We start from the raw sequence: 13,862 nt of genomic DNA on the forward strand, positions 1-13,862 counted from the left end.
TAAGTAGCATTTGTAGCTCCGGATATAATTGTTCCACCTGTAGTACTGTTGCTGGTGTTGCTGTACCATTGGTAACTATACGTTCCGATTCCGCCACTTACAGCAATTGTCAAATTAGCGGCAGCACTATTTTGACATAAGGTTTGCGTTGCCAAAGCCTGAGTGCTGACTACAGGATCCGGAACTACTATAACCTGTGCTACTGCACTGGTAGTGCTCCCACAACCATTACCGCTTAAAGTGATTACGGCATAATAGTAATATGTTCCAGCGGTAGCGAATACAGCTGGCGTGTACGATGATGAAGTTGCTCCCCCGATGATAGTTCCCCCGGTGTTACTATTGCTTGTATTACTGTACCACTGGTAGGTTGGAGTACCCACTCCGCCCGTATAAGCAACACTTAACGCTGAGCTTGTTCCGCCCACACAGATACTTTGCGTCGCTGTAGGCTGCGTAGATACTGTTGGCAATGGATTGATAACAACGGAAACACAAGCAGTACTTGTCTTTACACATAAAGAAGTACTGGAGTCTACTACACTTACTAAACAATAATTTAAAGTTCCTAAAACGGAAGTCGGAGCATTTAGTGTAACGGAATTACCAGAAATTGTCGAAATTGTTTGGTTAGCCCCTCCATTTACAGTATAAGTAAAAGTATAAGGTGCTACCCCATTTGAACCTGTAAAAGTAATTACAGGAGAAGCAGCATTTTGACAAACGGACGCATTTCCTGAAATAGCTGCATTCGGAGCTGGGTTTACTGTTACTGTTAAAGCAAAATTATGACTACATGCAGTCATTCCTGAGCCCGAAGTAGCCGTTACATTATATACTACATTTATAGGTGCACCGGTTGCGTTAACTAATGTTTGTGAAATTATACTTACTCCTGGTGCAGCTTGACTAGAAGCTCCTGATATTCCGGCAGGATTGGTTACAGTCCATGTATATGTTGTTCCGGTTGGTAGAATAACAGTAGGCGGATTGTTTGATAAAGACATCGTAAATGCATTTCCGGAACAAACCGATAATGTTTGATTTGGAATTTGCGGTTTAGGATTAACCGTTACTGTTAAAATGAAATTATTTGTACAATTATTTGGCGCCGTTCCTGTTGACGCTGTGACATTATAAGTTACATTAATCGGAGCATTTGTTGTGTTTACTAATGTCTGACTAATTGTACCTACCGGGGTTGCCTGATTAGAAACTCCGGTAATACCGGCGGGATTTGAAACAGTCCAGGTAAAAGTTGTACCAACTGGGACTATAACCGACGGAGGGTTGTTAGTTAATGATGCCGTAAATGCATTTCCGGAACAAACAGATAATGCTTGTGCGGGCACTGATGGTGCCGGGTTTATATTAACAGTAAAAGATGCAGATTTTAATGGACATAAACCAGGAGGGTCTGAAGATGTTAATGTAAATGTTACTGCGCCTACATAATTTAATGGTGGGGTATAGATTGGTGATAATGCAGTATTGTTTGGACTAAAACTGCCTCCCGGAACTGAAGCTGTCCAAGCTCCTGTTGTAGTACCTCCGCTGATGGTACCAGTTAACTGTATAGGAGTGTTAAGGCAAGTAATTGTTGGACCGGATGCTGTAATGTCAACAGCAGGATTTACAACAATACTACTTGAAAACACATTGCTGCCACATTCATTTGTTAATGTTAATGTATAATTATAAGTTCCCGGTGCTGTAAATGTTATTGTAGGATTTGCAGCTGTAGTACTGGAAACAGTCACATTAGATGCACCGCCAAAATTCCATAAATAAGTAACCGCTTGCGTTGCATAACAATTAAAAACCGTGGGGTTTAAAGTTATAGTGTCATCTTCACAAATGGTTTGGGGGCTTAAGGTAGTTGTTGGTTTGCCTTTTATAGTGATGGATTGTGTCTTTACATCGGGTTGACATGAAGAACCTGCAACCGCATTTTGCAATGATGTCGTAAGTTGAATGGTATAAACTCCTGGACTTGTAAATGTAATTTCGGGCTCAAAGGCACTTGCATTTCCTGATAAAAAACTCCAACCCGGTGATACCGCACTAGGACAGTTTTGCGGATTAGAAGGTGTTATTTGCCAGTTATATACATTCGTATTGGAACATCCCGGTAAGCTCGATAGATTGTCTAATTGCACGGTTGTAGGTGCACAACCGCTTGTTGGGTTTAAAGTGAAATCTGCAATTACTTCCGGACTAACACAAATGGTTTGTGTTTCAGATGTAATTCCACATGAGTTTGATCCTGTATATAATGTAATAGTATAAATACCTGGTGTATTAAAAGTAATATTCAGCTGGCTTGAGGCAGCTGGGATCCATGCCCCTGAATTGTTTGGTTGATTAAAGTTATATCCAAAATTTTCTGAAGCTGTAATAAATGTATTTGCGATTAAAGTTCCATTAGTCGCAACAGGAATATTTCCTGAGGGACCATTAATAACCCAGTATTTTTTATATGTACTTGTACACGTGTAGCCGGGTGATCCTCCAATATTGGTTCCTCCAATTGTGGTATCATTAAATTGTACACTTGTTCCTTGACAAATTGTGTTGTTATTTGGAGTCCGAGTAAAATTAGCATCCGGTGGCGTCTGAATATTTATAGGACCAAAGGCACTACTACTAATTCCACAAGGATTGGAAACCGTAATTGAAGCCTGAAATGAATTAGGATAAGTACTTCCGTTAATTACAGAAGATGTCCCACATGAATCATCAGTATACGTATGCGTATAAGTCGCCGGAGGTGGATGATTAAAAATAACGGGGGCACTTCCATCATTTACCTGGAAGGTGTAAATACTATTTGGGCTGTTTTGAGCACCGGGCAAAATATTATAAGTGACGCTTCCCGGATTACAAAGAACAGGAATTCCTCCGGGGTTTATAGTTGCTGTTGGATTGGCTCCTACATAAACATTAAAAGTTTTCACACTAGTACATTCTAGTAAATTCACAACCGTATAGGTAAGCGTATAAGTGCCTGAATTTTGATAAAAATGATAAGTATCTCCTGCGTTAACACCTGTATGGGTATCATTTGGTGATCCATCCCCCCAGTTAAATATATGTTGTGTAGTAATAGATGTATTCGTTGAATTTGTGGTAAAGGAAAACATCCCTCCACTTGTATTGGCATCACCAGAGCAATAGGTAAAATATTGATTTCCGTTAAAGGTGGATGATCCCCAAGAATTTCCATCAATTAACTGAATAACAGGATTACTAGCCGTATTATTTGATACAACAACATTTACGCTACTACTTGAACCATTAATGGTTAAACTAGCCGTGAAGGTTCCAGCGGAAGCATAAGTAATTGTATGTGGCCCAGCGGTATTTGCACTGGTTGTACTTCCGCCCGGAAAAGACCAAGCATACGTTGGGTTTGCCCCCACACCAGTTGATGTATTTGTAAAAGTTACGGATTGTCCTTTACAAATGGTTACGGTTCCGCTTATAACAGCCGGATTAGTGGTAAACCCTACAGCAACAATATTTTCAGTGAGATAATCTGATGCAGAATATTTTGTTGCACTCCATATTTTATTTGAGGATAATCCGCAAAATAACAATATTAAAACCAGTAACTTATGAGTTACCATATTCTTTGAAAAAAATAAAATCTTGTAAAATTTACTCATATTTTGGGGCTTACTTTTTCTTGTAATCTATTTATTTATTTGGGTATTAATGTCTTTCCTGTCTTCCGGGAATTTATGATGTCTGAACTTTTTTCACTTTCTTCTCATAATCTTTACAAACAACGATTCTTATGGTATACACATTCCAATGGTTGTATGACAATTATTTCAACTTCCATCATTTGGATTTCCATTATAAAACATCATCCAACTAATCATTATCAAACAATTAATTTGGATCAATCTGTAAAATATGATACAAGCGAATAATGTAATTGAGGTAGCAAATAATTAATTTATAAGAATTATAGCATTAATTAAAAAATTGATGTCAAAGGTATGTTATAAAGAATAAAGTAGAAACTCTAAATTAGTATCCGTAACGATTTCAGGAACAACTGTTAAGTTAATCTTCAATTCTCACATAAATCGCCATAATACAACTTATGAATTTTATAACTATGAAGAAAATTACCCACTCAAAGGGACAATACCACAAACCTATCCATATTCAGACGTTATTCCAAAAACAAAACAGATCATCAGGACTCACCTCTTGAAGCGACTTCGGGGCTATTAAAAATACTTCTTAATAATACAATCTGAAATCCATACTCTTACAAAGGGCGTAGTGTTTTTCGAAGAGCCTTTCAACTATAGTCACCACATCATCATACTCCTGACATATAGCAAAAAATTGGTTATCGAGTAGGCTGCTCAATATAGGAACCTGTTTTCCGTAACCTGAAATGGCTTTAGCCCCCGTTACGTCCAAAAAGTATTGTGCTTCCTCCTCACTCAAGTCTAAGACTTTAGTATTGGCAAAATGCAGTATCTTGTCAGTGAGCTTGCCCTCGAAAAATTCGGCAATTTCTTCTAAGCTGTAATAATAATCATCTAGTACAATACTATTCTCTTCACCCTTAAAAACCAGATATATAATTTCATAATCCTTGTAATTCCGGTCTTCATAGAGCAAGGCATTCAAACTCTCCTCAAAACTTTCAATACTGTCACAAGTCTTATAAATACTTGTAATCCCAAGCTGCAACGCCAAATGTTCCAAGGAAGGCAGAATCTTACTATCGTTAAACTCATCCACATCCTTAACCCCTTCCAGACAAAAAAGTTTAGAATACTCATTACTATCGTGCATCGTTTCGTATTTAGTACGTTTAATGCAAATTTAAGGATATTATTGTGCTATTTCTTTAATTAAAAACCCCATCCCGAGATATGAGGTTCATGAAGAGTACATATGGCAATTCCGGAAAGGCCAACAATATCAAAATGAAACCGTTTTCGGAACGGACGGATTTCAGTTATGATTTTCAGGATTTGGATATCAAACGGATTGAATTTTCAGCCCCTCAAAATCAGGAAATATAACATTATTTTTCAAAAATTTTAGACGGTTTAAAAACTTGTATTTTTTCAATTATTTATCTGTATTTTTGTAAATAAGGTAATTAATCACCCCTTATTTTATGATAAATAAACTGAATGCTTTCTCCAAGCTTTATCTTCTGGTATTTATCTTTTTCGGTCTTATGATTGGAATTTGCGTGTATGGACTTCAACAAATGAGGGCACTGAATGAAAATCTCCAAACGCTTTATGCCGATCGTTTGTTACCCTTGGAACATTTGGGGAATATCCGTTATTCCTATGGAACAATCCTTCTTACCGTTAAGCAAACCAATGAGGGAGAGATAAACTATGCCGAGGCCCGAAAGAAAATACAGGAATGCCAGGACAATATCAACAATAACTGGAATACATACCTGCTTACCTACCTCACTCCCGAAGAAAATAAACTAGCCGATGAAACCACCGTTTTACTGAATAAATCAAACCTGTCCATTAACCAGTTAAAAGACGCGTTAGACAGGAAAGACGTTACCGCTTTTAAAAAAATAAGTGGGACTCCCTTATATCCTACGCTATTACCATTGAGAGACAGAGTTAGCACATTAATAAAAATGCAGCTTAAAGTAAGTAAAACGATACACACAAGCAACATTAAAAGTTATAATTCGGCTTCAAAAAAATTCATATTCATTATTGGCTTTACATTGGTAATTACAGCTCTTTTATCACATTACCTCATTAAGAACATCAATGATTTCATCAAAGAACTGCGTGAAAGCAATAAAAAAATAAAAGAAGCGGAAAAACAATACCGATACCTTTTTAAAAACAGTCCGGCCTGCAATATTATCTGGGACCCGAAAACCTTAAACATTCTTGAGGTGAATGATGCTGTGATAGAAAAATACGGCTACAGGAGGGAGGAACTTACAAACATGACGGTATTGCAGTTACGGCCTGAAAAAGACCACGAAAAAATGAAAGAACATGCCAAAAATTTATTAAATGGCATGAAACCTTCGGTAAATATGGCTTCGACACACCTGAAAAAGAATGGTGAAGAGATGCGGATGGAAATTACTTCCCATAAAATAATCTACAATAACCATACCGCCATACTCGCACTGGCCAATGATGTAACAGAACTTCTGTTGGCTGTTAACCGACTTAAATCGAGTGAAGAGAGGTTGATTCGGGTTATGGAAAACTCCCCTATCCCCATGGCTATTACCCTGTCCAACCAGGAAATAGTTTTTTTTAATAAACAATTCACAGAAGTATTTGGATACACTACTGATGATGTGCCGAGCACTGATGAATGGTGGCCGCTTGCTTACCCTGAAGAAAACTATCGCGAAATTGTCAAAAAAGAGTGGTTTGATCGAATGGAACGCACCAACACAACCAACACTCGATTTGAACCTATGGAGGCAAAAGTTTGCTGTAAAAACGGTTCCAGCCGCTTTATCGAATTTAACTATGCCGATCTGGAAGATGAATACCTAGTCATTTTCCATGATATAACCGACCGAAAATTAGCCGAGGAGAAAATACGAACAAGCGAGGAGCGGTATAAATCAATCATTACCGTTTCAAATACCGGCGCATGGGAATACCATCTTGACAACGGTTATTTATGGTGCAGCCCTGAGTATTTCAGTATGCTCGGACGAAAACAAACGGATTATGATATGTCGGGCAACGAAAATCTTCAGGAAACCTGGATTGACTTGCTACATCCAGAGGATTTTGAAAAAGCCTCCAATCATTTTGCCGAATATTTAAAAAATGGCTCTGTTGGCACTTACGAGAATTATTTCCGTATGCAACACATAAACGGAGACTGGATCTGGATCTGGTCACGAGGCCAAACCCTGCGGGATGAAAAAGGAAACTTAACCAATCTTACCGTAGGAACCCATATTGATATCACGCAACGTAAAAAAATTGAAAAGGAATTAGAACAAAGTGAAGAAAAACACCGCGCCTTAATTGAAAACATAAGCGATACCATTATTTTAATAAATGAAGATCTGGAGATAACCTATCGCAGCCCTTCTTATATGCGTAACTCAGGCCTTATGGAGAAAGATTACAATACCAGTCCCCTGACAAACCTTTTCCATCCTGATGATTTACCAAATTGCTTAAGAATCATTGAACAGGCCCGAACCTCATTTGGCAAGCCAATACCCATCCAGTTCCGCACCTCTCATAATACAGAGCAATATAAATGGGTAGAAGGAACATTAACCAATTTGCTTCATAATGAAAGTGTGAAGCATTACGTAATCAACTACAGAGATATAACCGAACGAAAAAAATTTGAAGAACAACAATTATTAATCACCTCCATTGTTAATTCTTCAGACGATGCCATCATCAGTAAGTCATTAGACGGGATTGTGACTTCCTGGAACCATGGTGCTGAACAGATATTAGGGTATTCTGCCGAAGAAATCATAGGAAAACATATAAGCGCCATTATTCCCACCGAATTACTGGAAGAAGATATAAACATAATTGAAAAAATAAAAATGGGCATATCTGTCGACCATTATGAAACCCAAAGAAGAAAAAAAGATGGCGAGCTTCTTTATGCCTCACTTACCATTTCTCCCATCATAAATACCGAAGGCCGGATTACGGGGGCTTCAATGGTTTTACGTGACACCAGTTATAGCAAGATAATGGAATTGGAGCGTGAAAAGACCATCAGCGAATTGCTGCAAAGAAACAGAGATCTTCAACAATTTTCATACATTGTTTCACACAATTTACGTGGTCCGGTCGCCACAATCATTGGCTTAACGGACCTCCTCAGCACTAAACACTTAAGCGAAACAGAAAAGAAGACAATGTGGGAAGGAATAAACACTTCCGTACATAAACTGGATGATGTCATTAAAGATCTTAACAATATACTTGTGGTTAAGAGCCAGATCAGTGAAAAGAAAGAAAATATCCAATTATCAGCATTATTGGGAGATCTAAAAAAAAATATTGCAAACATCGTGCAAAAAGAAAATGTTCAGTTTTTTTTAGATTTTGACGCCGTAAATGAAATAACAACACTTAAGAGCTACATGTATTCCATTTTATACAATCTGGTTTCCAACAGCATTAAGTACCGGCAACCCAATCTCGATCCCGTTATAGAAATCAAAACCGAGTTAACAGCAGGCAAAGTCATACTGATTATTAAAGACAACTGTCTTGGCATCGATCTTATAAATAAAGGAGATCAGGTATTTGGCTTATATAAGCGCTTTCATTTTCATACTGAAGGAAAAGGAATGGGACTGTACATGGTAAAAACACAAGTAGAAGCTCTGGATGGAAAAATTTCAATTAAGAGTGAAGTAAACAAAGGAACCGAATTCAGAATAGAATTTGAAAATCAATAATTAAAGAAAAAAGACGGGATAATGAACATAGATAAAAAATACCGCTTTATTGTAATTGATGACGAACCATTAAACAACTTCATCTGTAAACATCAGATTGCAAGAGTTTTTCCCGATGCGAATGTCATCACTTTTACCGAACCGGAAACGGGTTTAAAATACATCACAAACAACTTAAGTGAACCTTTCTCGGGAAAAACCATACTGTTTCTTGACATCAATATGCCCACCATGAGCGGTTGGGAATTTATGGCTGAATTTGAAAAGACAAGCACTGTTTCAAAACAACAACTTGTTATTTACATCCTGTCCTCTTCTGTTAATCCTGAAGATTTGGCAAACTCACAAGCCAATCCCAATATTAAAGATTTTATTGAAAAGCCATTAACAATAGAAGTTTTAGAATCACTCTAATCCTTTTTGTTTGGTTTTTCATTTTTACAGCCCTGCGATTCACTCCGTATTTTATAAAAACTTCCACCACAGTTACCCCGACTAAAACAAAACTTCCAGCCCTTGAAAATCCGGAAACTTTAAAAATATATACGGCAATCCGTTTGCAAACTTCATTTCTTTACCTTATTTTTAGGTACTGAATGAATTACTATGATAGAGATCGATTTAGAAGCCGAGAACAAAGCGATTGCGAAAGAATATAAAGAACTCCTCCGCATCAGCTATCAGACCCTTTCCGAAGAAGACAAAAAACTGATTCGGAAAGCGTTCGACGTGGCTGTGGATGCACATAAAGACCAACGCCGTAAATCAGGGGAAGCCTATATTTTCCATCCGATAGCCGTAGCTAAAATTGTAGCTTCCGAAATCGGTTTGGGAGCAACTTCCATAGCTGCAGCACTGATGCATGATGTGGTTGAAGATACAGATATTACCGTGGAAGACATCGAAAAGATGTTCAACCCGAAGATTGCACGAATCGTAGACGGTTTAACCAAAATCGCCAAGGTAAAAACCGATCAGGAAATCTCGATGCAGGCGGAAAACTTCCGTAAAATGTTGTTGACGCTGAATGATGATGTCCGTGTAATTCTCATCAAAATCGCCGATCGTCTGCACAACATGCAAACCATGGAAAGCATGGTGGATTACAAACAGGCCAAAATCGCATCGGAAACCTTATACATTTATGCTCCCCTCGCCCATCGATTGGGACTTTACAACATCAAAACCCAACTGGAGGATTTAGGTTTAAAATATACCGAACCGGCTGTTTACAACGATATTGTAAGCAAAATGAAAGAGAGCAAAGAAGAACAGCAGGCCTATATAAAATCTATAGCTGATGTTCTTAAAGGTTCTCTGGACGAGGAAAGTATCGAATATACGATGAAGGGCCGACCGAAATCCGTGTATTCCATCCGACGCAAAATGTTGGCACAAAACGTTACGTTTGACGAAGTGTATGACAAATTTGCCCTGCGAATCATTTACAAATCAAATCCGCACGACGAAAAATTCCTTGCCTGGAAGATTTATTCGATAGTAACCGATCATTACCGTCCGAGTCCGAGCCGTTTGCGGGATTGGATTTCTTCTCCGAAATCAACAGGATACGAAGCCCTGCACATTACCGTCATGGGTCCGAAAGGCCGTTGGGTGGAAATTCAGGTGCGAAGCGAACGCATGGATGAGATCGCCGAAAAAGGATACGCGGCACACTATAAATACAAACAAGGCGCTTCTGAAGAAAACAGTTTGGACGTTTGGTTGAATCAGCTGAAAGAAGCATTGGAAAATGCAGAAAGTAATGCGGTTGACTTTGTCGAGGATTTCAAACTGAATCTATATGCTAAAGAAATCTACGTCTTTACTCCAAAAGGAGAAATCAAATCGTTGCCAAAAGGCGCCACTTCTTTGGATTTCGCGTTCAGCATTCACTCGGAAATCGGGGTAAAAACTAGAGGAACGAGGGTTAACGGAAAACTGGTTCCGCTAAATCATGTTTTAAACAGTGGGGATCAGGTGGAAATCATCACCTCACCCAATCAGAAACCAACAGCGAACTGGTTGGATTATGTAACCACATCACGGGCTAAAAACAAAATCAGAAACGTTCTCAACGAGAGTACCAAAAGAATTGCAGAAGACGGAAAAGAAATCCTTACCCGGAAATTGCGTCATCTTAAGGTTACGCTTAACGAGCAGACCGTGAACGAACTGGTAAACTTTTTCAAACTGCAAACCAGTCTGGATTTGTTCTATCGCGCGGGACTTGGCACTATCGACAACCAGCAGTTAAAAGATTATGCCGCTCAGAAAAGCAATACATTGGTTAATTTCTTCAAGAAAACCATCAAGAGATCCCCAACCCACCATGCAGAACACATCCATAAGGAAGAAATCAGCAAACATTATGATTTATTGGTTTTCGGTGCTGAACAGGACAAACTGGATTACAAGCTTTCCACCTGTTGCAACCCGATTCCCGGAGATGATGTTTTCGGATTTGTAACCATTAGTGAAGGTATTAAAGTACACCGAAAAAACTGCCCGAATGCTATCAGTATGCAGTCGAATTTCGCCTATCGCATCATTCAGGCAAAATGGATAGACTCCTCTCAGGAAGAATTCAAGGCCTCACTAAAAATCACTGGTATGGACACTATCGGATTAACGAATGAACTGACGAAAGTGATTTCAAACCAAATGAATGTGAACATCCAAAGCATTTCATTGAGCGGTGAAGCGGGCTTATTCAACGGTCAGGTTACGGTTATTGTACAAAACAATATGATTCTGAAAAAAATGATTGAAAATATCAAGAAAATTGACGGGGTGGATAAAGTAACACGGGTAAACAATATTTAATTGATGATCAAACTAGTTGTTTTATTATTGGCTGTACTGCTTATGCATTCAATTGCCCCCGCACAAAACCGTAAGGCGCAATACAAATTAGACCCTTACGGACAAAAATTAAGTTCGGATTTTATGGATTTGGGTTCAAAATATCCTGATAATGCGATGGCTTTCAGAATAACTCCCGACAGTGGAAGAGTTTATCAGTTCAATGCTCCAAGATATAGCGCCTACAAAATTAATTATGCCGATTTCAGAAGAAAAGCAGAAGAACTTTCCGGAAAGACATTCTCGGACTCGACAATTTTCATTATTACTTACAGCTATAAAGATGATGCTTGTTCGGATTGGTTTTCCAATAAAATGAGCCGCGGATTAATAAACCGCCGAAAAGAGCATTACGATACTCAGAAAAGATTCATCGAAAAAACATATAAAAATTCGGTCTTTCTGATTTTATTTGAGGAAGATATTATACTTTCAAATAATCCAAAGTCAAAAAGAGAATATTTTTATACCGATAAAGATAATTTTTTCAGAAAAACCATTTTCACAAACCCAACATTATGCGGTTCGCATGGCATAATAAAACCAGATGGAGTTACATTAATCCATAATGGTGAATATAGAGCCGATTGGATGGCAAAACATCTTAAACCTGAAATTTGGAATTCATTTTTTGATTCCGAACAAATTAATCTTTCACCTCCCAAAAAATAACCTTATCTTTGCCGGTCTTTCATAGCAAACCTACATGGAAAATAATAAGAATCAGGAGATTGTAAAATCAGTATTCACGAAATACCTTGAAGAAAAAGGGCACCGTAAAACACCGGAGCGCTATGCTATCCTTCAGGAAATTTACGAAAGTCAGGATCATTTTGACATTGAATCACTGTACATCAAAATGAAAAACAAAAACTATCGTGTAAGCCGTGCCACGCTTTACAATACGATAGAGTTGTTACTGGAATGCGGTTTGGTGAGACGTCATCAGTTCGGTCAGAATCAGGCACATTATGAAAAGTCCTATTTCGACAAACAACACGATCATATTATTATGAGCGACACCGGCGAAGTAATCGAATTTTGTGATCCGAGAATTCAAACGATAAAACAGACTATCGAAGAAATCTTCGGCATCAGCATTCACAATCATTCGCTTTATTTTTACGCGACAAAAAAACAGGAATAGTGTAAAGACAGCTTTTACAAGCCGTCTCAAAAAATAAACAACAACATAATAACAAACAACACAATGACAGTAGATTTACTGCTAGGCTTACAGTGGGGCGACGAAGGCAAAGGAAAAATCGTTGATGTACTTACTTCAAAATACGACATTATTGCTCGTTTTCAGGGCGGACCAAACGCCGGACACACCTTAGAATTTGACGGAATCAAACACGTTTTAAGAACTATTCCATCCGGGATTTTCCACAAAACGGCAGTTAACATCATCGGAAACGGTGTGGTTATCGATCCGGTGGTTTTCCAGAAAGAATTAGAAGGTCTTGAGAAATTTAACATGGATGTAAAATCCAAATTACTGATTTCAAGAAAAGCACATTTAATTCTACCGACACACCGTTTATTGGATGCCGCTTCGGAAGCATCTAAAGGAAAAGCGAAAATCGGTTCCACTTTAAAAGGAATTGGCCCAACCTATATGGACAAAACCGGCAGAAACGGAATCCGTGTGGGTGATATTGAATTAGCCGATTTCAAAGAGCGTTACAGATCATTAGCAGACAAACACGAAGCAATGATTGCTTTCTATGATGTTGACATGCAATACAATTTACAGGAAATGGAAGCAGAATTCTTTGAAGCTGTGGAAGTTTTAAAAACATTACAATTCATTGACAGTGAAGAATATCTGAACAGCGCCATGAAAGCAGGAAAATCTATCCTTGCCGAAGGTGCCCAGGGTTCATTATTAGATATCGATTTCGGAACTTATCCGTTCGTTACTTCATCAAACACAACTGCAGCCGGAGCCTGTACCGGTTTAGGAATTGCCCCTAACAAGGTAAAAGACGTTTTCGGAATTTTCAAGGCATACACAACCCGTGTAGGTAGTGGACCTTTCCCAACAGAATTATTCGACGAAGACGGACAAACCATGGCGAAAGTCGGAAACGAATTCGGTTCAGTAACAGGACGTGCCCGTCGTTGCGGATGGTTGGACCTTGTTGCGTTAAAATATGCCGTTCAGGTAAACGGAGTTACGCAATTGTACATGATGAAAGGCGACGTACTTTCTGGTTTCGACACATTGAAAATTTGTACAGGTTACAAATACAAAGGTGAAGTGATCAATCATTTACCCTACAACATTGAAGAGGAAAATGTTACGCCGGTTTTCGTAGAGAAAAAAGGATGGCAAGCCGATTTAACGGGTATGACAAAATACGATGAATTACCAATTGAGTTGAAAGACTACATCGAATTTATCGAAAAAGAAGTCGAAGTACCTATCAAAGTGATTTCGGTAGGACCGGACAGAACACAGACAATTATGAAATAATATGAAAACGCTTTCTTCGGAAGGCGTTTTTTTTATTAATACGGTTTTCTTTCCCCTTTTCCCTTTTCC

Annotated in this window: 9 protein-coding genes; 7 read left to right on the forward strand and 2 right to left on the reverse strand. The window is 38.4% G+C overall.

What is annotated here, in order from left to right; translation table 11 throughout:
* Positions 1–3,668: PKD domain-containing protein (locus FLJC2902T_RS12885; RefSeq protein WP_155958908.1), on the reverse strand; the 3,668-nt coding region annotated here is incomplete at its 3' end.
* A gap of 589 nt (positions 3,669–4,257) precedes the next feature.
* Positions 4,258–4,824, reverse strand: a complete 567-nt coding sequence (locus tag FLJC2902T_RS12890; protein ID WP_023580248.1) for a DUF6642 family protein — start codon at positions 4,822–4,824, stop codon at positions 4,258–4,260.
* 89 nt (positions 4,825–4,913) lie between these two features.
* Here FLJC2902T_RS12890 and FLJC2902T_RS16270 point away from each other — a divergent pair, with 89 nt between their 5' ends.
* The 7 genes from FLJC2902T_RS16270 (at position 4,914) to FLJC2902T_RS12920 (ending at position 13,793) form a co-directional block, all read left to right on the forward strand.
* A complete protein-coding gene (locus FLJC2902T_RS16270) occupies positions 4,914–5,057 on the forward strand; it encodes a hypothetical protein (RefSeq protein ID WP_155958910.1) in 144 nt (47 codons plus the stop codon).
* A gap of 98 nt (positions 5,058–5,155) precedes the next feature.
* Complete coding sequence (locus tag FLJC2902T_RS12895) at positions 5,156–8,446, forward strand: PAS domain S-box protein (RefSeq protein WP_035678746.1); 3,291 nt, start codon at positions 5,156–5,158, stop codon at positions 8,444–8,446.
* A 21-nt stretch (positions 8,447–8,467) separates the two neighbouring features.
* On the forward strand, positions 8,468–8,860 hold the full coding sequence (locus FLJC2902T_RS12900) for a response regulator (protein ID WP_023580251.1): 393 nt from the start codon (positions 8,468–8,470) through the stop codon (positions 8,858–8,860).
* Between the two features lie 192 nt (positions 8,861–9,052).
* Positions 9,053–11,272 (forward strand): RelA/SpoT family protein, encoded by a 2,220-nt coding sequence (locus tag FLJC2902T_RS12905; protein WP_023580252.1) that lies wholly within the window; start codon positions 9,053–9,055, stop codon positions 11,270–11,272.
* Positions 11,273–11,275: 3 nt separating this feature from the next.
* Complete coding sequence (locus tag FLJC2902T_RS12910; protein WP_023580253.1) at positions 11,276–11,983, forward strand: hypothetical protein; 708 nt, start codon at positions 11,276–11,278, stop codon at positions 11,981–11,983.
* A gap of 34 nt (positions 11,984–12,017) precedes the next feature.
* Entirely contained in the window at positions 12,018–12,458 is a 441-nt protein-coding gene (locus FLJC2902T_RS12915; protein WP_023574367.1) for a Fur family transcriptional regulator, read from the forward strand.
* A 63-nt stretch (positions 12,459–12,521) separates the two neighbouring features.
* Complete coding sequence (locus FLJC2902T_RS12920; protein ID WP_023580254.1) at positions 12,522–13,793, forward strand: adenylosuccinate synthase; 1,272 nt, start codon at positions 12,522–12,524, stop codon at positions 13,791–13,793.
* Positions 13,794–13,862 lie beyond the last annotated feature (69 nt).

The sequence above is a fragment of the Flavobacterium limnosediminis JC2902 genome, assembly GCF_000498535.1.
GTDB classification, from domain to species: Bacteria; Bacteroidota; Bacteroidia; order Flavobacteriales; family Flavobacteriaceae; genus Flavobacterium; species Flavobacterium limnosediminis.

What these genes read in the sequence shown, in the direction of transcription:
- FLJC2902T_RS12890 (WP_023580248.1), bottom strand. Translation starts at nt 4,824, where the DNA reads ATGCACGATAGTAATGAGTATTCTAAACTTTTTTGTCTGGAAGGGGTT.
- FLJC2902T_RS16270 (WP_155958910.1), top strand. Translation starts at nt 4,914, where the DNA reads ATGAAGAGTACATATGGCAATTCCGGAAAGGCCAACAATATCAAAATG.
- FLJC2902T_RS12895 (WP_035678746.1), top strand. Translation starts at nt 5,156, where the DNA reads ATGATAAATAAACTGAATGCTTTCTCCAAGCTTTATCTTCTGGTATTT.
- FLJC2902T_RS12900 (WP_023580251.1), top strand. Translation starts at nt 8,468, where the DNA reads ATGAACATAGATAAAAAATACCGCTTTATTGTAATTGATGACGAACCA.
- FLJC2902T_RS12905 (WP_023580252.1), top strand. Translation starts at nt 9,053, where the DNA reads ATGATAGAGATCGATTTAGAAGCCGAGAACAAAGCGATTGCGAAAGAA.
- FLJC2902T_RS12910 (WP_023580253.1), top strand. Translation starts at nt 11,276, where the DNA reads ATGATCAAACTAGTTGTTTTATTATTGGCTGTACTGCTTATGCATTCA.
- FLJC2902T_RS12915 (WP_023574367.1), top strand. Translation starts at nt 12,018, where the DNA reads ATGGAAAATAATAAGAATCAGGAGATTGTAAAATCAGTATTCACGAAA.
- FLJC2902T_RS12920 (WP_023580254.1), top strand. Translation starts at nt 12,522, where the DNA reads ATGACAGTAGATTTACTGCTAGGCTTACAGTGGGGCGACGAAGGCAAA.